The 24,523-nt window shown below is 37.6% G+C and carries 20 protein-coding genes; 14 read left to right on the top strand and 6 right to left on the bottom strand.

All coding sequences use genetic code 11. The features are described from left to right. Window positions 1-276: 276 nt before the first annotated feature. Both G6N06_RS15290 and G6N06_RS15285 read right to left on the bottom strand, forming a co-directional pair. Window positions 277-798, bottom strand: a complete 522-nt coding sequence (locus G6N06_RS15290; RefSeq protein ID WP_163517657.1) for a DUF8685 domain-containing protein — start codon at window positions 796-798, stop codon at window positions 277-279. Window positions 799-1,089: 291 nt separating this feature from the next. Continuing rightward, window positions 1,090-2,796: an SBBP repeat-containing protein gene (locus tag G6N06_RS15285; RefSeq protein WP_163517656.1), complete on the bottom strand. Its 1,707-nt coding sequence runs from the start codon at window positions 2,794-2,796 to the stop codon at window positions 1,090-1,092. A 241-nt stretch (window positions 2,797-3,037) separates the two neighbouring features. Between G6N06_RS15285 and uvrA the strand changes: the two genes are divergently transcribed. From uvrA to G6N06_RS15260, 5 genes are all read left to right on the top strand, one after another. After that, window positions 3,038-5,875 carry an excinuclease ABC subunit UvrA gene (gene uvrA, locus G6N06_RS15280; protein WP_163517696.1) on the top strand — a complete coding sequence of 946 codons (2,838 nt, stop codon included), beginning with the start codon at window positions 3,038-3,040 and terminating at the stop codon, window positions 5,873-5,875. A 127-nt stretch (window positions 5,876-6,002) separates the two neighbouring features. Continuing rightward, entirely contained in the window at window positions 6,003-6,170 is a 168-nt protein-coding gene (locus G6N06_RS15275) for a lmo0937 family membrane protein (protein WP_163517655.1), read from the top strand. A gap of 446 nt (window positions 6,171-6,616) precedes the next feature. Then, on the top strand, window positions 6,617-7,306 hold the full coding sequence (locus G6N06_RS15270) for an LOG family protein (RefSeq protein WP_163517654.1): 690 nt from the start codon (window positions 6,617-6,619) through the stop codon (window positions 7,304-7,306). A gap of 283 nt (window positions 7,307-7,589) precedes the next feature. Then, entirely contained in the window at window positions 7,590-10,421 is a 2,832-nt protein-coding gene (locus G6N06_RS15265; protein WP_240338080.1) for a gluzincin family metallopeptidase, read from the top strand. 522 nt (window positions 10,422-10,943) lie between these two features. Then, window positions 10,944-13,310 (top strand): S9 family peptidase, encoded by a 2,367-nt coding sequence (locus G6N06_RS15260; protein WP_163517653.1) that lies wholly within the window; start codon window positions 10,944-10,946, stop codon window positions 13,308-13,310. Window positions 13,311-13,371: 61 nt separating this feature from the next. Here G6N06_RS15260 and G6N06_RS15255 read toward each other — a convergent pair whose 3' ends face one another. Both G6N06_RS15255 and G6N06_RS15250 read right to left on the bottom strand, forming a co-directional pair. After that, complete coding sequence (locus G6N06_RS15255; protein WP_163517652.1) at window positions 13,372-14,109, bottom strand: LytR/AlgR family response regulator transcription factor; 738 nt, start codon at window positions 14,107-14,109, stop codon at window positions 13,372-13,374. A gap of 3 nt (window positions 14,110-14,112) precedes the next feature. Continuing rightward, a complete protein-coding gene (locus G6N06_RS15250) occupies window positions 14,113-15,891 on the bottom strand; it encodes a tetratricopeptide repeat-containing sensor histidine kinase (RefSeq protein ID WP_163517651.1) in 1,779 nt (592 codons plus the stop codon). Window positions 15,892-16,080: 189 nt separating this feature from the next. Here G6N06_RS15250 and G6N06_RS15245 point away from each other — a divergent pair, with 189 nt between their 5' ends. The 8 genes from G6N06_RS15245 (at window position 16,081) to G6N06_RS15210 (ending at window position 23,271) form a co-directional block, all read left to right on the top strand. Continuing rightward, on the top strand, window positions 16,081-17,178 hold the full coding sequence (locus tag G6N06_RS15245; protein ID WP_163517650.1) for a hypothetical protein: 1,098 nt from the start codon (window positions 16,081-16,083) through the stop codon (window positions 17,176-17,178). Window positions 17,179-17,184: 6 nt separating this feature from the next. Beyond that, entirely contained in the window at window positions 17,185-18,174 is a 990-nt protein-coding gene (locus G6N06_RS15240; RefSeq protein WP_163517649.1) for a T9SS type A sorting domain-containing protein, read from the top strand. 4 nt (window positions 18,175-18,178) lie between these two features. Next, the gene (locus G6N06_RS15235; RefSeq protein ID WP_163517648.1) at window positions 18,179-18,475 is read left to right on the top strand and encodes a hypothetical protein; all 297 of its coding nucleotides are present in this window, start codon (window positions 18,179-18,181) and stop codon (window positions 18,473-18,475) included. 109 nt (window positions 18,476-18,584) lie between these two features. Beyond that, complete coding sequence (locus G6N06_RS15230; protein ID WP_163517647.1) at window positions 18,585-18,797, top strand: hypothetical protein; 213 nt, start codon at window positions 18,585-18,587, stop codon at window positions 18,795-18,797. Window positions 18,798-19,213: 416 nt separating this feature from the next. Beyond that, on the top strand, window positions 19,214-21,625 hold the full coding sequence (locus tag G6N06_RS15225; protein WP_163517646.1) for an alpha-ketoacid dehydrogenase subunit alpha/beta: 2,412 nt from the start codon (window positions 19,214-19,216) through the stop codon (window positions 21,623-21,625). An 83-nt stretch (window positions 21,626-21,708) separates the two neighbouring features. Next, a complete protein-coding gene (locus G6N06_RS15220) occupies window positions 21,709-22,083 on the top strand; it encodes a DoxX family protein (protein ID WP_163517645.1) in 375 nt (124 codons plus the stop codon). Between the two features lie 9 nt (window positions 22,084-22,092). Then, window positions 22,093-22,599, top strand: a complete 507-nt coding sequence (locus tag G6N06_RS15215; RefSeq protein WP_163517644.1) for a hypothetical protein — start codon at window positions 22,093-22,095, stop codon at window positions 22,597-22,599. An 87-nt stretch (window positions 22,600-22,686) separates the two neighbouring features. Next, the gene (locus G6N06_RS15210) at window positions 22,687-23,271 is read left to right on the top strand and encodes a hypothetical protein (RefSeq protein WP_163517643.1); all 585 of its coding nucleotides are present in this window, start codon (window positions 22,687-22,689) and stop codon (window positions 23,269-23,271) included. A gap of 74 nt (window positions 23,272-23,345) precedes the next feature. On the opposite strand, the gene G6N06_RS15205 is transcribed toward G6N06_RS15210, so the two are convergent. Together G6N06_RS15205 and G6N06_RS15200 are read right to left on the bottom strand one after the other, a co-directional pair. Continuing rightward, window positions 23,346-23,600 carry a DUF7218 family protein gene (locus G6N06_RS15205; protein WP_163517642.1) on the bottom strand — a complete coding sequence of 85 codons (255 nt, stop codon included), beginning with the start codon at window positions 23,598-23,600 and terminating at the stop codon, window positions 23,346-23,348. Between the two features lie 37 nt (window positions 23,601-23,637). Continuing rightward, on the bottom strand, window positions 23,638-24,198 hold the full coding sequence (locus G6N06_RS15200; RefSeq protein ID WP_163517641.1) for a type 1 glutamine amidotransferase domain-containing protein: 561 nt from the start codon (window positions 24,196-24,198) through the stop codon (window positions 23,638-23,640). A 100-nt stretch (window positions 24,199-24,298) separates the two neighbouring features. On the opposite strand from G6N06_RS15200, the gene G6N06_RS15195 reads away from it, so the two are divergent. Next, a complete protein-coding gene (locus tag G6N06_RS15195; protein WP_163517640.1) occupies window positions 24,299-24,496 on the top strand; it encodes a hypothetical protein in 198 nt (65 codons plus the stop codon). Window positions 24,497-24,523 lie beyond the last annotated feature (27 nt).

Genomic DNA, 24,523 nt, shown 5'->3' with positions numbered 1-24,523 from the left:
AAAAAGATTAAGGATTTTTGATTAACGAAAAAAAATCCTTAACGCTGACCTCCCAACTTAAGATCTATAGCACAAAGGACCACAAACCTGCCTGCCGGCGAGCCAGGGGTAGCATAGAGTTACAAGGAAATAACCTCAGACTATAATAAAAGACTATAAATTCTGAGATGCCCACTCACCACTCACCACTCACCACTCATAACTCGCCTAAATTCCATAGACTGCCACTGAAGACTGCCAACTGAAGACTGAAGACTGCCAACTGACGACTACAAACTATCCTCGCTGTCCCACAAAATTATGATTTTTAAGCTTAAACAGTACATTAAATGTGGTTAAACTCCCGTAACTTCTAGTGATATACTGCTGTAGATCAATTTTTTCCTGTTCTTCAAGATTGCTGCTATTAATTTTTTGCTCCATCACTCGCAAACGGTCGCGGACCATCGTGATTTTATGAAAAAAAGTGTCGATTGGAACTTCTGTTGCCTTTAAATTGGGGTCGCCGGGCTGCATAATGAGTTTGCCCCCTTTCCATTTATCGCCAATATTGACGACTTCACTCACATCGCTCCATTTTTTCAAGATGGCTTTTAAAGTGCTTTCCACTTCATGGAAACTTATGGTGTCCACATCATCCTCAGCGGCTTCAATAACTTCAAATTCGCTATCTAAATCTATTGTTTCCAATCCGCTATCAATAAACGTCACCCAATAATGTTTTGAAGTGACATTGGTGACAACGCCCTTACCAAATTCAGGGTGGTTGATTCTGGAGCTTATTCCTAATAATTGCATGGTTTGATTTTTTATTTTGAATTACAATAATAATAAATCTCATCGAAATTGGGTACTAATGTAGAGTTTTGTTCAAGTTAAAATCACAACAAAATTTTAAGTTAAATCCTATTAAAAGTCATTCCAATAACATTCCTTCCTCAAAACAGAAAATTAGACGGTATTGTGGATTCATGGGTAATAAACCATAAAAAAATCCCGAAAAAATCGGGATTTAAACAATTACGGTTACTTCAATCGATTGAACATTTCATTTAACTGCTAACTGCATCAGTATGGCAAAAGATCGTTCTAATCCTTTACAATTTTCAATACCGTCTTTTTGGCTTGATGATCAATAATCTCAAGAAGATAAAGACCATTAGGCTGTTGCAATTTTAAAGTGATTTTATTTGTATTCTGAAAATGATCTTCCATAAGCACTTGTCCTGTAACAGAAAGCAATCTTACGAAAACCTCAGGCTGTTCAATTTTAAAAGTAATCGCAAAATCACCTTTTGTAGGATTTGGATACAGCGCCAAACCAGAGGATAACGTAGACTCTTCAAGACCCATGGTCTCCATTGACAGTTTTTGGATAAAACCATCATAACCTCCATGAGAGGTCAGTTCCCCGTTACTTTCACCGATATTAAAATCGGCTGAACCTTGAAAATAACCTACAGTATAAATTTTGCCAGAAGCGTCAATAACTGTAGACGCAGTCCGATCAATACCAGATCCTCCCATCTGTCTGAGCCATATATGATTTCCATCAGGATCAAATTTTTGGATAAACATATCATAACCTCCTTCAGACGTCAAACTCAAATCGCCAGCACCTGAGTCAAAATCAGCTCGATTAAAGAAATTTCCTGTAACGATAACGTTACCATCGGCATCGTTTGTGATGGATACTCCTTCGTCATTTCCTAATCCGCCCATATAGTTGGCCCACAAAAAATTTCCGTTGGTATCCAATTTTTGAACAAATATATTTGAACCACCTGAAGATGCCATGTTAAAAACGCCATCACCAGGGTCAAAATCCACAGTTTGAATAAAATGACCTGTCGTATAAACATTGCTCTGGGCATCTACTGAAATGGAAGTTCCTTTATCAACACCAGCGCTTCCCATTTGCTTCACCCAAATAAAATCGCCATTTCCATCAACTTTAAGAATAAAGATATCCTCGTTACCAGCCGAGGTTAAAGTAGCATCACCCGATCCTGGATTAAAATCAACCGTGCCTTTAAAGTCGCCCGTCAAGTAAACATGGCCGCCTGTATCCAAAGCTAAAGCAAGTGGGTATTCTGAGAGGACACCCCCATATTGCTTCACCCAGATAAATTCTCCTTCAGTATTCAGTTTTAACAGGTACGCCTCTGAATCTCCATTTGAAGTCAGGTTATAGACGCTTTCTCCTGGATCAAAATCTACGGTTTCCCGAAAAAACCCGCAAATATAGACATCACCATTTAAGTCAGTACGAATGGCATATCCGAAATCATTTTCGATACCTCCCAACTGTTTTACCCATTGAAAGTTGCCGTTGCTATCATATTTAATTATATACGTATCATAATCACCGTTCGCCGTTAAAGCTGCAGGGGCACCACCAGGATTAAAATCAACAGTATATGCAAAAACTCCTGTCATATAGACATTTCCAAACGTGTCAGTAGTGATGGAATGAGCAAATTCTTCGGAAATACCACCAAACTTTTTAACCCAGAGCAAATTGCCCTCGGCATCTAATTTTTGTATAAAAGCATCCGTGTATCCGTTAGAGGTAAAATTGGCTGTGGCCTCTCCTGGATCCAAATCGGCCGTTCCCCTAAAATGTCCCCCAACTAAAAGGTTTTCATTTAAATCGGTGGTAATTGTAGATGCTACCACAATGCCATTGCCGCCAATCTGCTTTACCCATTCAAAAGTCGGATTTTGTGAGTAAAGTGAAGTGGTCGTCGCTAACAGACTGGTAATGATGGTGAAAAATGTAATTTTTAAATTCATAATACATTGATTTTAAAGTTAAAGTGTTCTATTTATAATTACCATCGGTAAAAAGAATAATTGTCATCATAATATTCTTACAATTTCTTAAGTTTTAAGTTCCTTGATTAAATTACATATTAATTTTCAATTGATCGGCAACATTATTTAACAAAACTCTAAATAGCGACTCCTTCATTTTTTACTTCATAATCTGTACCTTTGCAAACCTGTCTGTAAATCAGGCAGGATTGCTATGAATATGAGTAAATTTGAAGAAACAATTGAGGTTCAAGGCGCACGCGTTCACAATCTAAAAAATATAGATGTTTCGATTCCAAGAGAACAACTTGTGGTCATTACAGGACTTTCCGGAAGCGGAAAATCATCCCTGGCCTTTGATACGATTTATGCCGAAGGTCAACGTCGATATATTGAAACTTTTTCGGCCTATGCTCGTCAGTTTTTAGGTGGCTTGGAGCGTCCTGACGTTGATAAAATTGATGGTCTTTCACCAGTCATCGCCATTGAACAGAAAACGACCAGCAAGTCGCCGCGATCCACTGTGGGCACCATTACTGAGATTTACGATTTTTTACGTCTGCTCTACGCTAGGGCGAGTGATGCCTATAGCTATAACACTGGTGAAAAAATGGTGAGCTATACGGATGAGCAGATCAAAAACTTGATCAAAGAGAATTTCAAGGGCAAGCGCATCAATATTTTAGCGCCTGTCATCCGTTCACGAAAAGGTCATTATCGTGAATTGTTTGAGCAAATCGCAAAACAGGGCTTTGTAAAAGTCCGTGCAGATGGTGAAGTGAGAGACCTTGTCAAGGGAATGAAATTGGACCGTTATAAAAACCACGACATCGAAATTGTCATTGACCGACTCAAAATTGACGACACCGATGATAATGACAAGCGCCTCACTGAAACCATTAATACCGCCATGTATCATGGGGACGATATTTTAATGGTTTTGGATCATGATACGAACGAAACCCGTTATTTTAGTAGAAGTTTGATGTGTCCTACTACGGGAATCTCCTACCCCAATCCTGAACCCAATAATTTCTCTTTCAACTCGCCAAAAGGCGCCTGTCCAAAGTGTAACGGCATCGGTAAACTTTATCAGGTCAATGAGAAAAAAATCATTCCCGACGATAGCCTATCCATTAAGGCAGGAGCATTGGCTCCACATGGCCCCTACAAAAACAGTTGGATTTTTAAACAATTTGAAACCATTGCCCAACGGTTCAATTTTCAGTTGACTGATCCGTACAAAAACATTCCTGAAGAAGCAAAACAAATGATCTTGTACGGTGGAAGCGAGAAATTTTCAGTAGAAAGCAAAACTTTGGGCGTCACCCGTGATTATAAAATTGATTTTGAAGGCGTCGCCAATTTTATAGAAAACCAATTTGCAGCGGCCGAGACGACCTCGTTGAAACGCTGGGCAAAGGAATATATGGATAAGGTGGAGTGTGATGAATGTCACGGCTCACGCTTGCGACAAGAATCGCTTTATTTTAAAGTGAACGGATTGAATATTGCAGATTTGGCAAATAAGGATATAGTCGATTTAGCTGCTTGGTTCTCCGATTTGGCGTCCCAGATTTCTGAAAAACAAGTCCTGATATCTGAAGAAATCATCAAAGAAATTCGAACCCGATTACAGTTTTTGTTAGATGTAGGGTTGGAATATCTATCCCTTAACAGAAGTTCGAAATCCCTGTCTGGAGGTGAAGCACAGCGGATCCGATTGGCAACTCAAATTGGGTCTCAATTGGTAGGTGTTCTTTATATTTTAGATGAACCGAGCATTGGATTGCATCAACGTGATAACGAAAAACTAATCAAATCATTACTATCACTTCGTGACTTAGGCAATTCCGTTATTGTTGTTGAACACGATAAAGACATGATTGAAAGCGCAGATTATGTCATTGATATCGGTCCAAAAGCTGGTAAACACGGTGGAGAAATCATTAGTGTTGGAACACCTGAAGAATTAAAAACCCAGAGCACACTTACCGCCGATTATCTCAATGGCACCAAACAGATTGAGATTCCGAAGAAACGTCGTCAAGGAAATGGCAAATTCATTGAACTTAAAGGCTGTACAGGAAACAATCTTAAAAATGTTTCCGTAAAATTTCCTCTGGGAATGATGATTGGTGTGACTGGCGTTTCTGGAAGCGGTAAATCGACTTTAATCAACGAAACCCTCTACCCCATCCTGAATGCCTATTATTTTAACGGCGTCAAAAAACCAATGCCCTACAAAAGCATCAAAGGCTTGGAACATATCGACAAAGTCATTGATATCAACCAATCGCCCATCGGACGAACACCACGAAGTAATCCTGCGACCTACACCAAAACTTTTGACGAAGTTAGGAGTCTATTTGCAAAAATTCCAGAGGCCATGATTCGGGGTTATAAACCGGGACGCTTTAGTTTTAATGTGAAAGGTGGACGTTGTGAAACCTGTCAAGGTGGTGGTTTAAGGGTGATTGAGATGAATTTTCTTCCAGATGTATATGTGGAATGTGAAACCTGTCAGGGGAAACGATTTAATCGAGAAACCTTAGAAATCCGATATAAAGGAAAGTCAATAAGTGATGTGCTGGATATGACCATCAATGAAGCCGTCGATTTTTTCGAGCACATTCCGAAAATCCATAAAAAACTACAAACTATAAAGGATGTAGGTTTGGGCTATATCACACTCGGTCAACAAAGCACAACCCTCTCTGGAGGTGAGGCACAACGGATCAAGTTGGCTACAGAACTGAGCAAACGCGATACAGGAAACACCTTTTATATTCTCGATGAACCCACTACCGGTTTACACTTTGAAGACATCAGGGTATTGATGAATGTTTTAAACAAACTCGTCAATAAAGGCAATACCATATTGATTATTGAACACAATATGGATGTCATAAAAATAGTAGACCATATTATTGATATTGGTTATGAAGGCGGTAAAGGTGGCGGGCAGATTATTGTGGAAGGCACGCCTGAGGAAGTTGCAAAACACAAAAGAAGTTATACTGCGCAATTTCTTAAAAAAGAGCTCGAAGCCCATTAACGATAAAAATCATTTAAGAGGCTCAAATATAAATACTTTTGAATAATGTCAAACATTTATTCGAAACAGCACATTACCAAGGACCTATCTTTATTATCTTAGTGAGGTAACTTTAAAACTAACAATTATGAGAGGTATTCTTTGGCTTGTAGCCGTAATTTGTATTATAGTGTGGCTTTTAGGTATGTTGGGTGTTGTTGAAGGATTAGCTACTAACAGTTTGATCCACATTCTATTGGTCATCGCCGTCATTGTTATTCTTTACAATATCATTTCTGGCCGAAAGCCGCTTTAAAATAAAATTGAAATAGTATAACACGACATGCACTTCTAAAGAGGCAAAATCCAAGATTTGTCTCTTTTTTTTTTGTTTAAATCATAATGTAGCCACTTTTGAAACTAAAGTGAATTAAGTGGTTGCAAGGAGTATTATTGAGAAATCTCCAAATTTTGGCAATGAGCCATCATTAACAATTCACAAAATCTATAACAAAACGGTTTTAAAATCCGTTGAATAGAACTTATTCTGTTATTTTCTATTAAATTTGTCTGTTTTGGCGTGCTGCTAGGAGGCGTAAGGGATAAGGAATTAGAGATGATGACGGCTGACCGATGGCAGATGTACGGAGGCAAATTAGGCTTAAAGATTTAGAAAGGATGAATGAGGACGCCACTGTTGACTGAGACTGAGAATTGAGATTGACACTTGAAATAATGACTAAAAAATAGATTAAATACAGAATGAGATTAGAAAAACACAGTAAAGCGTGGAACGAAATAAAAACAAACGATTCATGGGCCATTTTTAAAATAATGGGCGAGTTTGTAAATGGTTATGAAAAATTGAGCAAAATTGGACCTTGTGTTTCCGTTTTTGGTTCAGCGCGAACCAAGCCCGATCATAAATATTATAAATTGGCAGAGGAAATTGCTAAAAAAATTGTGGAGCATGGTTACGGGGTTATCACTGGTGGAGGTCCTGGTATAATGGAAGCCGGGAATAAAGGGGCACATATTGCAGGTGGAACTTCGGTTGGATTGAACATTGATCTACCTTTTGAACAGCACGATAATCCTTATATAGACGCTGATAAAAGTTTAGATTTCGACTATTTTTTTGTTAGAAAGGTCATGTTTGTCAAATACTCCCAAGGCTTTGTTGTGATGCCAGGAGGCTTCGGTACTTTGGACGAATTGTTTGAAGCCATCACCCTTATTCAGACCAATAAAATTGAAGAGTTCCCAATTATTTTAGTGGGCACCGATTTTTGGAAAGGTCTTTTAGATTGGGTAAGAACCACACTTTTAGACTCTTCCAGCAATATCTGCGCCAAAGACCTGGACCTTATCCACTTGGTGGACACGCCAGATGAAGTTCTGGAAATACTGGATAACTTCTATAAAGAATTTGAACTGAGCCCAAATTTCTAAAAAGATTCGACTATTATCACCTTTTTATAACCAGTTTTATGGTTGGGACCCATGAGCAGTAAAATAAGCAGGGCATATTTATCATTTCTTGCTGAAAAATGTGCCCTAAATACTTATCATTGCTGCCAAAAGATGAAAACCCTATACTGTTTTTATTACTTTAAAACCTAAAACACCTAAAATTCATTATATAGCTCGTCAATAATTTATTATTTTTCGTAAAGAACTTGTGCGATATCAATTCATTATCAAAATTCAAACCATTAAAGCTTTTTATAGCCCCTTGAAAAAACATTTTCTTTTAAGTTTTATAATATTTTATTCGGCATTGATGGTCGGTCAAAACAAGATCAGTATCGATGCACAGTTCAATATGCAAAAAAAGAGGGCAAAAATAGCTCAAATCATTCGTTATCAAAATACAACAAACGATACGTTGACAAAGATTTACCTCAACGATTGGAGCAACAGTTACTCTACAAAACACACCCCTTTAGCGAAAAGGTTTGCTCAAGAATACAGTACCAAATTCCATTTTGCAAAAAATGAAATGCGGGGCTTTACCAACATTACCTCGTTAAAGGATAGTACAGGCCAAGAGCTAAATTACACAAGGTTAAAACCACATCCTGATGTCATAGAGGTAGAATTATCCGAACCATTATTGCCAAACGAATTCTATCATATTGAACTGTTTTATAATTTGCAGTTTCCAGATGATACGTTCACCGATTATGGCGCTACACCCGACGATGAACTCAATTTGAAGTATTGGTACATTACACCTGCCGTTTACGATGGTAAGTGGCATTACTACAGTAACAAAAACCTGGACGACCTTTACGTTCCCAAAGCAGATATTTATCTGAAAGCAGAGTTCCCAAAAAACTACGGTATCTATTCGGAACTTGCCATTCAAGACCTCACCCAAGGAGACAGTACCCAAACGTTCTACTTTTACGGGAAAGATCGTGTGGACAGCAAACTTTATCTCAATAAATTCCCAAAGTTTAACTTTGTACAGACCGATAATTTTACAGTTATCAGCAATTTGGAAAATGAAGGTATAATGCCCGCCGATCGTGCCATCATCATTGACAAAATCACCCAATTCATAACAAAAAACCTAGGAAAGTATCCTCATGACTACCTGATGGTCACTGATATCGAATACCGTAAGGATCCGCTTTACGGGTTAAACCAATTGCCAAAATTTCTTAATCCTTTCCCGGGAAATCTGCAATACGAACTGAAGCTTTTAAAAACGACCTTAAACAATTATCTCAATAACACCCTATTAGTCAACCCGCGAGAGGATTATTGGCTCAAAGACGCAATTCAGATTTATTATCTGATGAAATACGTTGAAGACAACTATCCTGACTTAAAACTATTGGGTACGTTGGCCAATGTCTGGGGCCTTCGTTCATTCCACGCTGCCGATGTAAACTTCAACGAACAGTACAATCTTTATTTCATGCAAATGGCACGTTCAAATCGCGATCAGCCTCTAACCATGCCAAAAGACGAATTGTTAAAATTCAACGCAAATATTGCCGGAAAATACAAAGCGGGCATTGGACTGAAATATTTGAACGACTTTGTAAATTCTGAAATTGTTGAAAACACCATCTATGAATATCTCGATACCTTCAAACTAAAACCTTCGACGAGTGCCGATTTTGAAAACTTATTAAAAAAGAAGACCGACAAAGATGTAGATTGGTTCTTTCAGGACTATATCGATAGTAGAAAAAAAATAGATTTTCGGATTAAGGACATTGTAAAGACTAAGGATTCGGTGACCTTCACCGTCAAGAACAAGCGAAAAAATGATGTTCCTGTATCACTGTTTACTTTGAAAAATGATTCTGTTCTGTCAAAAATTTGGATTGAGCATATCGATGGTTCCAAAACCTTGACCATTCCGCGCAATGACGCTACAAAGTTGGTCCTGAATTATGACAATACCATCCCGGAATACAATCTCCGGGACAACTGGAAATCATTAAAAGGTTGGTTTTTCAACAATAAACCCTTACAATTCAGACTCTTTAAGGATATTGAGGATCCTAACTACAATCAAGTATTTTTCATGCCATTGGTAGAATACAATAATATTTATGACGGTTTTACTTTAGGCGCTAAGGTGTATAACAAAACCTTATTAATGAAGAACTTTACCTATCAATTTACACCAAAATATGCCTTTAACTCAAAAACCATTACCGGTGGTGCATTAGGTGTTTATACGCAACATATTGAAGACCAAAATTTGTTCAGGATCAACTATGGTTTAAGTGCAAGTTACTCCTCCTTTGCCAAAGATGCATTTGTAACAAAACTTAGTCCAAGCGTTTCTTTCTATTTTAGGGATAATGAATACTTTAGATCGAACAAATCCAGCTATATAAATTTTAGATATTTGGATATTTCCAGATCAATTAAAGACAATTCACTTTTGGTAGTCACAGAGCCAGACTATAGTGTGTTCAACATTAGATACGTTAATGCGCATTTGGACTTGATTGATTTTTCAAAATTTTATTATGATTTTCAGATTGCCAAAAAATTCGGGAAAATTGCTATGAATTACGAATGGCGGAAGCTTACAGAAAAAAACAGACAATTTAATTTCAGATTTTTTGCTGGAGCCTTCTTATACAACAAAACCGATGAGAATTCAGATTACTTCAGTTTTGCGTTGGACAGGCCTACCGATTATTTGTTTGACTATAACTACTTAGGACGTTCTGAAGCTTCGGGTATTTTCAGCCAGCAAATTATCATTGCAGAAGGTGGCTTTAAATCAAAGCTAGAAACTCCTTTTGCCAATCAATGGATGACTACTGCCAATATGAGCACCACTTTATGGCGATTTATTGAAGCCTATGGCGATATTGGTTTGGTTAAAAACAAATCCGTCAAACCCAAATTCGTTTATGACTCGGGTATCAAATTGGACTTGGTCACCGATTATTTTGAACTCTACTTTCCGATCTATTCCAGTTTAGGATGGGAAGTTAGTGATCCCAATTATAGCCAACGCATCCGTATTAAATTCACCGTAGATCCAGAAGTGCTATTAGGACTTTTTAGACGAAAATGGTATTAGGTTGAAAATGCCTCCCCCACCGCTTGCCGTCCGCAGCAGAGCGGAGGCGGGTAACGAAGCGGAGGTAGAAAACTGAAAGGCTTAAGCTCTAAACTTTGAATTTTATATGACAAATGGCGGATGACATATGACGGATACCCACTGATTGATACCTGAATACTGAAAATTGAAGTGGATTGCTTAGCCTTAAAACCTTGAATTCTGAATTTTGAACTTTGAACTCCGAACTCCAAACTTTGAACTTTGAACCCTGAACTTTGAACACTCAGTATTCCATTTCTATTTAACATCAAAACTTATCGTTAAAATTTGTTGAAAATTCATAAGTTTGTGAGATAGTCACCTATTTGATAAAAGGGCATATGACTTTTAACGGTCAAACAATATTCAATACTGTTGGACTCTAAATTTAACCATAACGAACACAAAGTTTTATGCGAAGGAAATCATGCGATAGGTGATAGAAACTCGCAACTTTGAACCTTGAACCTTGAACTTTGAACAACATAAACACAATCACCCATGACTAAATCCTTTTTCCTAAGCCTCCTCTTTTCAGTACTTTTCATTAATCTATTCGCGCAACAGAGCGAGCTTTCAGTAGAAAAAATAATGCAGGACCCAAAATGGATGGGAACATTTCCTTCCAATGTCAAATGGGATCAAAACAGCAGTGGCATCTATTTTAATTACAACAAAGATGCTGATCCTGCAGACTCCTTGTACCGCATCCACTTGGCAGCTCCTAAAAAGATTGAGAAAATAAGTTGGACTGAAGAAAAAGAAATTGATTTCGCACGAGGTACCTACAATAAATCAAAGTCTAAAAAGATTTATTCCAAGGGAAATATCTTAATCATTTTTGATATCAAGTCAGGAAAAGAAACTGAACTATTGCAGTTCCCTCAAAACATCGGCCGTCCAAGTTTCTTGGCCAACGAAGATTGGGTTGCTTTTGAAGCCGATAATAATGCCTATATCTATTCGCTTGACAGCGGTATCTTAAAAAAATTGACCCAAATAAAATCGGGAGAGGAATCGAAAAAGAAGGATCCAAAAACATCTGATAAAGCCGCTTATCTTGAAGCAGAAAATCTAAAATTGCTAAGTGTGGTCAAAGAGCGGGAAGACAAAAAAGAAATGACAAAAGAAATAAGAGAAGCACGTAAAGAAAAAGAAGCTTACACCTACTATACAGGAGATAGTCAAGTGAGTAGTTTGCAGGTCTCTCCAGACGCCAAATACGTGACCTTCACCCTCTTTAATCGAGGTAAGAGTGACGCCACCATCGTTCCGAATTATATCGACGCCTCTAGTTATACCAGAGATTTGAACACGCGTTCTAAAGTTGGTGATGACGAAATGAAGGTAGAATTGGCCATCTACAATATTGAAAAAGATACGGTTTACAAAGTTCAAACAAACACGTTGCCTGGAATCAAGGATTTGCCTGACTATGTCAAGGATTATCCAGATAAGGAATGGGAAGCCAAGGAACGTCAGGTCATTACCTCACAGGCCTATTTTTCTGATAACGGCCAATATGCTATTGTTAACGTCCGTTCTAAAGACAATAAGGACCGTTGGATAGCGAAATTGGATTTATCTACCGGCGAATTGTCCATCTTAGACAGACAGCGCGACGAAGCCTGGATTGCAGGACCTGGCATTGGTTGGTCTATGGGCGGTGGCACTTTGGGTTGGTTGCCTGACAACAAGCATATTTATTTTCAATCGGAAGCCACAGGCTATTCGCATTTATATCTTTTGGATGTTACAAATGGCAAGAAAAAAGCATTGACTTCTGGAAACTTTGAGGTTTTTGATCCCTTTATTTCCAAGGACCAAAAAAGTTGGTATTTAACCACTTCCGAAGTTGGCCCTGGCGAAAGACATTTTTATAAAATGCCATTAATGGGAGGAAAAATGGAGCAATTGACGTCAATGACGGGAAATAATGATGTGACCCTTTCACCCGATGAAAAATACATGGCCATTTTATATTCCTACAGCAACCAACCTTGGGAATTGTATTATAAAAAGAATAGTGCTAAAGCTGAAGCGGTTCAATTGACCTCAGGGCAATCGGATGTCTTTAAGTCTTATAATTGGAGAGATCCTCAGCTTATCACGTTTAAAGCCGAAGATGGCGCACAAGTACCGGCGCGACTTTATGTTCCTGAAGCATCGGTTAAAAATAATGCAGCGGTTATTTTCGTCCACGGTGCGGGTTATCTTCAGAATGCCCATAAATGGTGGTCGTCTTACTTTAGAGAATATATGTTCCATAATTTGTTGACCGATTTAGGCTATACCGTTATTGATATTGACTACAGAGGAAGCGCGGGCTACGGAAGAGATTGGCGCACTGGCATTTACAGACATATGGGCGGAAAAGATTTATCTGACCAAGTGGATGGCGCTAAATATTTGGTCGATAATTATGGGATTGACAAAAATAAGATTGGGATTTATGGCGGAAGCTATGGCGGATTCATCACTTTAATGGCATTGTTCAATGAAGCGGATACTTTCACTTCGGGTGCTGCGTTACGATCGGTTACTGATTGGGCACACTACAATCATGGATACACTTCCAATATATTAAATGAACCGTTTAATGACCCTATTGCTTATGAGCGCTCCTCTCCTATTTATTTTGCAGAAGGCTTAAAGGGTAACTTGCTCATAGCTCATGGGATGGTAGATGTGAACGTACATTTTCAAGATGTGGTCAGATTGGCCCAACGCTTGATTGAACTGGGCAAAGAGAATTGGGAGATGGCCGTTTATCCGGCAGAAGATCACGGTTTTGTTGAACCAAGTAGTTGGACGGATGAATATAAGAGGATTTTGAAACTTTTTAATTCAACTTTACTCGAGGATTAAGTCTCTTTAAAAACACTATCAGTTAAAAAACATCCCATAGGTTCAATATTTATGGGATGTTTTAGTTGATACGCATCAAAAAGCCTTCTTTACGACGCATTGAGACTTCAATGACTGTATCATCTTTTAGGGTCACGTAACCACCTTTACCTTTTGTGTATTTTTTGATGTATTCCAAATTGATGAGATGCGAATTGTGAACTCTATAAAAATTACAGTCCGTCAAAAGTTCTTCAAACGATTTCAATGTTTTGGATACCAGTAGTTTCTGGCCGTTCTTAGTAAAAATGTTCGTATAATTTACATCCGATTGGCAACGGACAATATCAGCCACCTCCAAAAACTCAAACCCTTCAAACGTAGGCACACTTATTTTTTTATGAATATCAGGTTTGATGATATTTGACAATAAATGATTCACTTTTTTAGAAAAATCTTTTGTGGCCAATTTATCGGTCACTTTATCAATTGCCATATTGAAATCATCAGCATCCACAGGTTTCAATAAATAATCAATAGCACTAAATTTGAAGGCTTGCACCGCATAAAAATCAAAAGCTGTTGTAAAAATCACTTCAAAAGGATGAGCTTCAATCGCCTTTAACACGTCAAAACCCGTTTGTTCATTAATTTGTACATCTAAAAACAATACGTCAGGCTGTAAGTTTTTTAACCCCATGATTCCTGATTCTACAGTTGTAAATTCACCGATCAAGACCATGTTCTGATGCCTATCCATAAGCTCTTTAACCCTATCAATACAATGCTGTTCGTCATCAATTATTATGGCACGTATCATATGCTAAAATGCTAATTGTAATGGTAGTTTTACTTCAACGCACAATCCTTGATTCTTATCAATGAGGGTCACCGTACCATTACTGTTTTTCTTTTTATTAATAATCTCAATTCTGCTTTTTGTTATATTGGTACCTAGCGCATTTTTATTACTCTTTTGATCGTGTGCGCCTAATTTTCTTCCAATGCCATTATCATCTACAATACATACCAGCATGTTATTTTCTTTTTTAATATTAATTTGAATATGCCCGGTAGTTTCCTTTTTAGAAATCCCGTGCCAAATACTGTTCTCAATAAAGGGTTGTAAAATTAGTGGCGGAATTAGGGTGTTTTCAACATCAACATCATCATCCACAACAATAGAATAAGTGAATTTATTCTTTAAGCGCATGTTTTCTATTTGAAGATATAATTCTAAAATTTTTAAGTCTTCATCCAGTGGAATTTCATTTTGGCTAGAGGTTTCCAATATCTGCCTCATGATTTTGGCAAACTTGGTCAAATAGTGACTTGCTGAATCAGCATCATTTTTTGAAATAAAATCGTTGATGGAATTTAATGCGTTGAATATAAAATGTGGATTCATTTGTGCGCGTAACGCTTTCAGTTCTGTATCTGATACTATGGCATCAAATTCGGCTTCTTGTTTTAGCGCTTCGGCATTTCGTTTTCTATAATATAGGATGAATCCGGTCAATGTTGCCAATAGTAATCCGCTTCCACCAATAATAGAGCCATTTTTGATCAGCTTTTGATTCTCAATCTCGGCCTCAGCCATTGCCTGTTTCTTAGCATTTTCAAATTGGATGTCTCGTTTGGCTATTTCTAGTTTTTTATCCTCTCCTGCAAGACTATCGGAAAGCTTTACAAATGTTTTATGGGCATTTAAGGCTTTTTGATAATCACCTTTTTCTTCATAAACATCTGTTAACGTACCCCATATGGATTTTTGAACATAGATATTGTCTCTCAAACTGGAGTCTTTTAAGGCTTCAGTAGCATAAAACTCAGCTTCATCATACTTATCATTAGCTAAATAGGCCATTGAAGCATTCGCGTAAACCGATGATCTTAGGAACTCTAGCTGGTGTTCATTTACCAAATCCAAACTTTTCTCCGAGTTTTCGAGAGCTTCAGCATGTTGTCCATTTCTGGTTTGCAATAAGGACAAATTGGATAAGGCAAGTGCTAAAATCATAGGGTTGTTTTCAACCTTAGCACCATCGATTGCATATTTAAAATAAACTGAGGCAGAGTCCTTCTCTTTTAATTCTGTAAAGGCATTAGCCATATTCAAATAGCAGTTCGTCCGGTATTCTGGATAATCAAGCAGGATTCGAAAGGTATTGATAGCCTTCTTGTACTCTTGTTGTTCATAGTAAATAACGGCAATATTGCCATAAAAGCCGGGTGTATATCTTTTTAAGCTTTTCTCACTCTCAGCAACCAAAATTGCTTTGTGATAATTTTCTAAAGCTTTGTAATGATTGCTGGCTATGTATTGAAAATAAACCCCCAAGCGGTCGTGGCTTAAGGCAATGCCCTTCTTAAAATCAATCTTAGTGGCTACTTCCAATGTCTTATTGATGTATGGCAGCCAAATCGAGTCGTTTGGAGTTAAAAAAATCTTGTCTTTTATAAAGTCCAATCGAAGTTTAACGTAGGTACTGTCATGAACTTTATAGTTTTCAATAACATTTTCTAATGAATCTAGAGTTTTGTTTTGGGCAAATAAAGATGCTGTTACAAGAACTAAGCACAGTCGTAGTAATTTCCTCATGACATAAATTTTGATACTGCTATTAATCAATAATTTATTGAGGCTGTGTTAAATTTACCACATTTTTGAAAATGATGCTTCTTTTTTTCGCATTAAATAATTAAAGACCCGCAAAAAATAATTGGGTATTGGTTTTAGAAAATGATAAATATAGATTTATACAACTATTAATCCGAAATACTTATCATTATGAAAACCAAACTATTACAATTAATTGCAGTTGGTACTGCATTATTGTTCTCCAATGGCATAACAGCCAAAACTTGGAGAGTAAACAACCAATCCAATTACAACAACACCTCCCAATGGGGCGAAAATTATGGCGGCACACCTTCCTTTCCCGTATTTAGACAAATAAATGAGGCGGTACAAAATGCCAATGTCATGGATGGTGACACCTTGCATATTGAAGGCTCAACATTGGTCTATGATGATGCCATAATCACCAAGCGACTGGTTATTATTGGCCCAGGGTACTTTTTGACAGAAAATCCAAAGGTATCCAATAATACCTATGATGCACAAATTGGACGCGTTACCTTTAATACGGGTTCAAAGTCGTCACAGATTATAGGCATGAACATTATATACGATGGGAATAATGCTGATGGTTATGTCTATGTCAATGTTGACCAAATAACCGTTAAACGTTGTCGTATGGAAAGAGGTGTAAGATTTGCAACCTTATTGAATGAAGTCTATATTCTTCAGAATTTCTTCGCTGCGAGCGCAAATGCAATCTACACAAACGGTAACAATTCCTTTGTACCACCTCAGGACATCATTTTCAATAATAATATTTGTCTCTCAAAATTAATTTGGGTCGGCTGGAATATTGTAGAATGCAACAACAATGTATTTGACGGGCCGCCGAACCAATTGAATCTCGAATTTAACACAGGCTCGTTTCAAAACAATATTTTAAAATCGGCAGGCATGACAGCCAACATCAACGGTGGCACCAATAACAATGTACAATATAACACGGTCTCAAATTCTGGTGTCTTCAATGGTACAACAGGGAATATATGGGAGCCCAATATGACCGCACTTTTTATGACGAATAACACAACAGATGGCAATTATCAATTACAAGCCGGTGCAAGCAGCAATGTTCCAGGAAGTGATGGCTCGGAGCGTGGCGCTTTTGGTGGCACTGCACAAACCAATCGCTATAGACTTTCCGGACTTGGTGCCATTCCTGTAATCTACACCGTTTCGACCACTGGTGTAGCAGAACCTAATACAGGGTTGTTAGTAAATATCAAAGCAAGAACTGTTAATTGATTGGTTATGAAAAAGATCGTCTTATTTCTGAGTACAGTCTTGACATGTCAATTATGTCTTGCTCAAGCTACTGTTACAACTGTGGAATATTTTATAGATGCCGATCATGGTATAGGTTTAAATACACTTCTTACCATCACTGAGGGCGAAGATATCACTGCAGCTATCTTAGCAACTATGCCTTCAACAATTTCTATAGGGCATCACAAATTATATCTGAGAACTAAAGATTCCGACAATCAATGGAGTCAAACGTATAGGAAATCTATCGAGATTATTCCACCACAAATACCAAATAACATAGTGGCCGGAGAATATTTTTTAGATGCCGACCCCTCATATGGTACAGGAACTACATTTGCAATCAATCCACAAGTAGTCGATATCGATCAAGCTTTTATGGTGCAAATTGCCCAAAGTGCGGCACTCGGCTATCACAAGGTCTACGGAAGAGTTAGAGATGGTTATGGCCACTGGAGTTTAACTTTCAGAAAAAACATTCAAGTGGTAGAAAACCCTGATAAATCAATAGTTGCCATTGAGTATTTTTTTGGAAATGATTTAGAATTTGCAAACAATACTATTGTAACATTGGATAACCCTGAAGCTGATGGATCTTGGCTCTTTAGTGTACCATATCCTGCCGGTCCCTATAGTTTTGATGATGTACTTTTTGTACGGGCAAAAGACAGTAATCAAAAATGGTCGCACACTGCAATCCTTGATGAAATTGATCCAAGTTTAAGTGTAGATCAAGTCATTGGTAACAACTTTTTAAAAGTTTATCCAAATCCTGTAAAAAATAACATCACAATTACATCTTCGTTAAGTTTTGACGTTCAAACCATTAGCTTGTATGACATGACAGGACGAAACGTTTTTACCACAACTGAAAACACACGTATCCTTGATCTAAGTCATTTACATGGTGGTATGTACACATTAATGTTAACAACAACTATTGGAACAGCCAGCTACAAAATAATTAAACAATAGAATCATGAAATTACTGATGCTAATCGCAATTCTAATGCTTTCCCTGCTTTTTCTAAGCTGCGCCAATAAAACACTGGAAGGTGTTTATATAGGAAATGAAAATGCTTTTTATGACCAACTTATATTCAAGTCCAACAATAAAGTTGAAGTGGTTTTTATGGGAGCAACTAGTGAGGCCGATTACATTGTAGAAGCTGATAAGGTAAAAATAACCAGCGCCGGTCAAACACAGGTATTAGCCATTTCTAAATCCAACTGTTTAGATGGCGGTGGTTTTATTGGTAAATATTGCAAAGAATAAAGACTCACGGGGCTCGTCCGACCAACACGGGCGGGCAAGCCTCGGGGCAGTAAACCCCAACAGTGGGAATAAATTTAAAATCAATTACAAACTCTAAAAAATTAACATTATGGCAAGTATTGGAATCTTTTTTATTGTCGTAGGAATTCTATTAATCTACATTGGAACGAAACTTAAAATGTCATCTAAGAAAATTAGTGATTCGAGTTTTGGTGAGGGAGGCGTACAAATGTTTAAGGGCTACTTAAAAATTATGACCATTATTGGAGGGGTGGCATTTTTAATGATTGGTCTTATGTGGTCATGTATAGGTGCCATGTAGTTTTAATGTAACTGTATCGTTAAAAACAATATTAACAACATTTAAGCAAACTTAAGCATAGTCATTCGAATCGACCATTTAAATCCAATGAGGGTTTTCAAATAAGACTGCTGATAAGTGGCCACCTTGCTTTATATTCATCAACATTAACAGCTGTTAATGGGATTTAGTCCGGCAAAAAATCGCTAAAAATTAGCTCTACTCGCAACGTCATCCATTAAAAGGATCAAGTTTATTTGAAAACCCTTAATCGATTCCCAAAATTAGCATCTATAAAAGTTTCGTTTCTAAGTACCTGTCCACCTTGAAGCACGTGCCGTGACTTCTTTTTAAACATAAATTACGCTCTTCATGTGGCATTTGAATTGCAAAACCTCTTCATTTTGTCTACTTTTGCAATATCTAAAAAGCACTTTATGCAAACGACGCCACAAACAACCAAAGATATATCCTTCGAAGAATTTCAATCTGAAATCCTCAAAGATTATAAAATAGCCATGACGAGCAGAGAATGCAGTCTTCTAGGCCGTAGAGAAGTTTTGACTGGAAAGGCGAAGTTTGGAATATTTGGTGATGGCAAGGAAGTCCCACAATTGGCCTGGGCCAAAGTGTTTCAAAACGGCGACTTCCGTTCAGGTTATTATCGCGACCAGACTTTTATGATGGCAATTGGTGCTTTGACTATTCAACAGTTCTTTGCAGGGCTTTATGGTGATCCGAATATTGATCACGATCCAATGTCCGCCGGGCGTCAAATGGGCGGCCATTTTGGGACCCATAGTTTGGACGAAAAAGGCGATTGGAAAAATCTCCTGGAACAAAAAAACTCAAGTGCCGACATCTCTCCCACTGCAGGCCAGATGCCTCGCTTATTAGGATTGGCTCAGGCTTCAAAAATTTATAGAAATGTCAAGGGTATTCACAGCCCCAAATTCTCAGATAGAGGCAATGAAGTCGCTTGGGGTACCATAGGAAACGCGAGTACCAGTGAAGGTTTGTTTTTTGAAACCATCAACGCTGCAGGCGTGTTGCAAGTGCCAATGATCATCAGTATCTGGGATGATGAATATGGTATCTCGGTACATGCAAAACATCAAACTACCAAAGAAAACATCTCAGAAATTTTAAAAGGCTTTCAACGTGACAACAAACACAAAGGTTACGAGATTTTAAAAGCCCATGGTTGGGATTATGTTGAATTGGTTGAAACCTATCAGCGTGCCTCAAAAATAGCAAGGGAAGAACATGTTCCAGTGTTGATTCACGTTATAGAGCTGACACAACCTCAAGGTCATTCCACCTCCGGATCGCATGAACGTTATAAGAGTAAAGAACGTTTAGATTGGGAAATGGAGAACGACTGTATCCGTAAAATGCGCGAATGGATTATCAGCAGTAATATCTCTACAGAGATAGAATTGGATACCATCGATAAAAATATCAAAAAACAAGTTCGAGAAGGCAAAAAATTAGCTTGGGAAGCCTATCAAAATCCAATAAAAGAAGAACAACAAGAAGCTATTCAACTCATTACTAATTTGGCAAACTCAAGCATCAACAAGGTTTTTATTGATCGTGTGATAACAGAGTTAACCAATGTTTCAGACCCTATCAGAAAGGACATAGCCTCAGCTGTTCGGAAATCGTTGCGATATGTGATCACTGAGAATACCCCAGAGAAACGTATTCTACATGAATGGATTGATGCCTATATGGAAAGGATACAACCAAAGTACAGCTCACATTTGTATAGTCATTCCAAAAAATCGGCGCAGTACATCAAGGAAGTCTTACCAGTGTATGACAATTCTGCAGAAGATGTAGATGGCCGATTGGTGCTACGGGATAATTTTGACGTTATTTTTAAAAAATATCCACAGGCTTTAATCTTTGGTGAAGACGCGGGAACTATTGGCGACGTTAATCAAGGTCTGGAAGGCTTACAGGAAAAATATGGTGAACTTAGAGTGGCCGATGTTGGTATAAGAGAAGCCACCATTATTGGTCAAGGCATTGGAATGTCCATGCGCGGTTTACGCCCTATTGCTGAAATCCAATATTTGGATTACATCCTGTATGCACTTCAGATTATGAGCGATGATTTGGCTACCTTACATTATAGAACCCAGGGCAAACAAAAAGCACCGGTAATTGTTCGAACAAGAGGGCATCGACTGGAAGGTATTTGGCACTCTGGATCACAATTGGGAGGTGTCTTAAATTTAATCAGAGGCATGCACGTTTTAGTGCCCCGAAATATGACCAAAGCCGCAGGTTTTTACAATACACTTTTAGAATGCGATGAACCTGCATTGGTAGTTGAATGCCTAAACGGGTACCGACTTAAAGAAAAGCTGCCAACTAACTTGGGAGAGTTTAAAACGCCCGTTGGAGTGGTAGAAACCCTTAAAACTGGAAGCGATATCACCTTAGTATCCTATGGCTCAACCTTGCGTTTGGTACAACAGGCAGCCAAAGAATTATTGGAAGTCGGAATCGATGCCGAAGTGATTGACATCCAATCTTTATTACCTTTTGATTTAAATCATGATATTGTAAAAAGTGTTGCCAAAACCAACCGACTGATGGTCATTGATGAAGATGTCCCGGGTGGTGCATCCGCCTATATCCTCAATGCTATTTTGGGCGAACAAAATGCCTATCAGTATTTAGACAGTCAGCCAAAAACCTTAACGGCACGTCCGCATAGACCTGCTTACGGATCAGATGGCGATTATTTTTCAAAACCATCAACGGAAGACATTTTTGAGAGTGTCTATGCCATGATGCACGAAGTAAGTCCTAATGACTACCCTAAATTGAGATAATTTTTACAACACCTTGTTTTTTTGGAATTGAATATTCTATTTTTATTCCTTATAAATCCACTAACCTTTTAACCCTTTTGTATATGAAAAAAAACTTTAACGATTTGGCACTTGCTATTTTAAGGATTGGTTTCTCTGGCATGTTATTAACCCACGGAATTCCAAAAATAAGTATTCTCTTAGAAAATCCAGGTGGTTTTCCAGATCCCCTAGGTATAGGAAATGTAGTTTCTCTCATCTTGGCAATCATAGGAGAAGTCGTGGCTCCCCTTCTTGTTTTGATAGGATTTAAAACTAAAATTGCCGCTATTCCCGCCATCGGCACTATGGCTGTAGCTGCTTTTATCGTGCATGGCCAAGACAGTTTTGGAACTAAAGAAAAGGCTTTGTTATATCTGATAGGATTTATCGTTATCGCTTTGGCTGGAGCTGGAAAGTATTCAGTCGACAAGAAATAATAATTTTAGATGAAAGCAGTTTCTGTTGTTACCATTAAGAAAGAATTAAAGCATCGCTCTTCAGAGGAATTGATGGAACTTTGCTTGCGTCTTTCTAAATTTAAAAAGGAAAACAAAGAACTGCTTACCTATTTATTATTTGAGTCCCATGACGAATCTGGATATATCGAAACTGTAAAAGCTGAAATTGACGAACAATTTGAAGGTATCAACACCAACAGTTACTTTTATATAAAAAAAAGCGTGCGAAAAATTCTCCGAAATATTAAAAAATATGCCAGGTACTCATTAAAAAAAGAGACTGAAGTAGAATTATTACTTCATTTTTGCACAGTTCTTAAAGACTTTAAGCCTTCCGTTTTTAAAAATGTTACCTTGACCAATATCTATGACCGCCAAATTTTGGCCATAAAGAAAATAGTAAGCAATTTGCATGAAGACTTACAGTATGATTATAATTTGTTATTGGAGCAATTAGAAGATGCAAGCTACAATTCCAAAGTATTCAGACTTTAATATCTATAGCTTCATGATTACCCTTGGCCTCTTACCCTCATCCGCAATTAAAGAAATGCATCGCTACAATAAAATGAATCCTCTCGCATGAATATAAAAACTTTAATTGCACTTGTTGTTTTAATTCAACTACCAATTGTTGCTCTTTCACAGTCAGAGTCAACGGTCAATACCAATGCTGCTAAAATCATCTTAAAACAAAAGTCTGGACAGGACCAACTTCATTATGTCGATTCTACGTTTGGTTATAGTGTGAGAGTTCCAAAATGGTGGGATATTAAAGAAACACCAAGCGCTAATTTTTTTGGCGGTACATTTCCAGAGATCGATAAATCGGAGAGTGCACTTTTAATTAAGGCCTTTGAAAAGGAGAAATTTAAAACCTTCCAAAATTTTGAAAATTGGGTCGTTGCTGGATACCGATCTGGTGATACACCAAGATGGTCCAATGAGCATATGTTTCTGTTTAAAAAAGACCTTCAGGAATTTAAAAATATTGGCAAAGCGTATAAAGTTCAATTAAAGACAAATGACACTTTTTACAACTCTTGCTACATTATTGTTGAAACTGCAAAATCTTTTTTATGGATTGATTTAACATCCACAAGAGAAACTTACGATGCCAATTTTAAAAAACTAAAGGAGTTGATGCCACAGTTTAAAATCTTATAGTATAAATGAAATAAAAAACGTCAGGTATTGAATTTTACCTGACGTTTTATTATTCATTTAAGAATTGCCCGTCATTAATTATTTCTTAATGCATGGATCAATTCTTCTTTATCCATTTTACTTCTGCCTTTAATGCCAATTTCTTTAGCTTTTTCATACAGCGCACTCCGAGTGCGGTCTTCATAAGTTTTAGCCTTGCCCCCTTTCTTACCCGGATTTTTGGTATTGGCTATTCTGGCAGCTTTTTGTTTACTGTATCCTTCGTTTCTTAAGGCTTCATAGCGAGCATCATTTTTTATACTCGGACCATGATTCTTTTGTTTCGCCATAATTCAAGTTTTTAAAATTGTTAGACATTCAGATGCATTATGCAACCTGCTCTTTATGTTTGCCCTCATAAACTTCCTCAATCAATTTGGCGTTGAAAGCCGGCAAATCTTTAGGAGTTCTACTGGTTACCAAACCTTCGTCAACAACTACTTCTTCATCGACCCAATTGGCTCCGGCATTGATCATATCCGTTTTTATTGAGCTATAAGAGGTTATTTTTCGATCTTTCAAAACATCAGCTTCTGCCAACAACCATGGTCCATGGCAAATAGCACCCACTGGTTTGTGGTTTTCAAAAAATGATTTTATAAAACTCACTGCCTTAGGGTTTTTTCTTAATTTATCTGGGTTGATCACACCACCTGGAAGCATCAATGCATGATAATCCTTTTGGCTGACATCGTCCAGAGTTTTATCTACTTTATATTCTGAACCCCAATTTCCATCGGTCCATGATTTTATGGTTCCCGATTTTTCCGAAACAATATGAACTTCAGCACCTGCTTTTTCTAAAGCAGCTTTAGGTTCTCTTAATTCACTTTCTTCAAATCCGTTGGTTGCTAAAATTGCGACTCTCTTTTTATTTAGGTTTTCCATAATTTATATTTTTAAGGTTAATATTTGATTTTATATAACTTAACCAAAATATGGCTCACAAAAAAGCCAGAGAGTGGCTTTAACCTAAGCTTAGCACAAGATGTTAACGTTTCCTAAAATTGGGCAGGCGTCATATAAGAGAATTGAAATTGAAGTTGAAATTGCGTGTCCGTCCAAAGCCAAGCGGAGGCAGAAAGTTGAAGTGTTTGATTTAGATGCTGAAAATAAAAAGGATATTTACCCATATCTAAATAGAGTAAAAGTAGATAAGGCTAATAAGGACAATGCTCAAACCTGAAACCTGAAACTCGAAACCCTGCCTGCC

The sequence above is a fragment of the Gelidibacter japonicus genome (genome assembly GCF_010725055.1).
In the GTDB taxonomy this organism is placed as follows: domain Bacteria; phylum Bacteroidota; class Bacteroidia; order Flavobacteriales; family Flavobacteriaceae; genus Gelidibacter; species Gelidibacter japonicus.
Note: the sequence above shows the minus strand (reverse complement) of the source record. Positions and strands in the feature narration are given on the sequence as shown.

What these genes read in the sequence shown, in the direction of transcription:
- G6N06_RS15290 (WP_163517657.1), bottom strand. Translation starts at nt 798, where the DNA reads ATGCAATTATTAGGAATAAGCTCCAGAATCAACCACCCTGAATTTGGT.
- G6N06_RS15285 (WP_163517656.1), bottom strand. Translation starts at nt 2,796, where the DNA reads ATGAATTTAAAAATTACATTTTTCACCATCATTACCAGTCTGTTAGCG.
- uvrA (WP_163517696.1), top strand. Translation starts at nt 3,038, where the DNA reads ATGAGTAAATTTGAAGAAACAATTGAGGTTCAAGGCGCACGCGTTCAC.
- G6N06_RS15275 (WP_163517655.1), top strand. Translation starts at nt 6,003, where the DNA reads ATGAGAGGTATTCTTTGGCTTGTAGCCGTAATTTGTATTATAGTGTGG.
- G6N06_RS15270 (WP_163517654.1), top strand. Translation starts at nt 6,617, where the DNA reads ATGAGATTAGAAAAACACAGTAAAGCGTGGAACGAAATAAAAACAAAC.
- G6N06_RS15260 (WP_163517653.1), top strand. Translation starts at nt 10,944, where the DNA reads ATGACTAAATCCTTTTTCCTAAGCCTCCTCTTTTCAGTACTTTTCATT.
- G6N06_RS15255 (WP_163517652.1), bottom strand. Translation starts at nt 14,109, where the DNA reads ATGATACGTGCCATAATAATTGATGACGAACAGCATTGTATTGATAGG.
- G6N06_RS15250 (WP_163517651.1), bottom strand. Translation starts at nt 15,891, where the DNA reads ATGAGGAAATTACTACGACTGTGCTTAGTTCTTGTAACAGCATCTTTA.
- G6N06_RS15245 (WP_163517650.1), top strand. Translation starts at nt 16,081, where the DNA reads ATGAAAACCAAACTATTACAATTAATTGCAGTTGGTACTGCATTATTG.
- G6N06_RS15240 (WP_163517649.1), top strand. Translation starts at nt 17,185, where the DNA reads ATGAAAAAGATCGTCTTATTTCTGAGTACAGTCTTGACATGTCAATTA.
- G6N06_RS15235 (WP_163517648.1), top strand. Translation starts at nt 18,179, where the DNA reads ATGAAATTACTGATGCTAATCGCAATTCTAATGCTTTCCCTGCTTTTT.
- G6N06_RS15230 (WP_163517647.1), top strand. Translation starts at nt 18,585, where the DNA reads ATGGCAAGTATTGGAATCTTTTTTATTGTCGTAGGAATTCTATTAATC.
- G6N06_RS15225 (WP_163517646.1), top strand. Translation starts at nt 19,214, where the DNA reads ATGCAAACGACGCCACAAACAACCAAAGATATATCCTTCGAAGAATTT.
- G6N06_RS15220 (WP_163517645.1), top strand. Translation starts at nt 21,709, where the DNA reads ATGAAAAAAAACTTTAACGATTTGGCACTTGCTATTTTAAGGATTGGT.
- G6N06_RS15215 (WP_163517644.1), top strand. Translation starts at nt 22,093, where the DNA reads ATGAAAGCAGTTTCTGTTGTTACCATTAAGAAAGAATTAAAGCATCGC.
- G6N06_RS15210 (WP_163517643.1), top strand. Translation starts at nt 22,687, where the DNA reads ATGAATATAAAAACTTTAATTGCACTTGTTGTTTTAATTCAACTACCA.
- G6N06_RS15205 (WP_163517642.1), bottom strand. Translation starts at nt 23,600, where the DNA reads ATGGCGAAACAAAAGAATCATGGTCCGAGTATAAAAAATGATGCTCGC.
- G6N06_RS15200 (WP_163517641.1), bottom strand. Translation starts at nt 24,198, where the DNA reads ATGGAAAACCTAAATAAAAAGAGAGTCGCAATTTTAGCAACCAACGGA.
- G6N06_RS15195 (WP_163517640.1), top strand. Translation starts at nt 24,299, where the DNA reads ATGTTAACGTTTCCTAAAATTGGGCAGGCGTCATATAAGAGAATTGAA.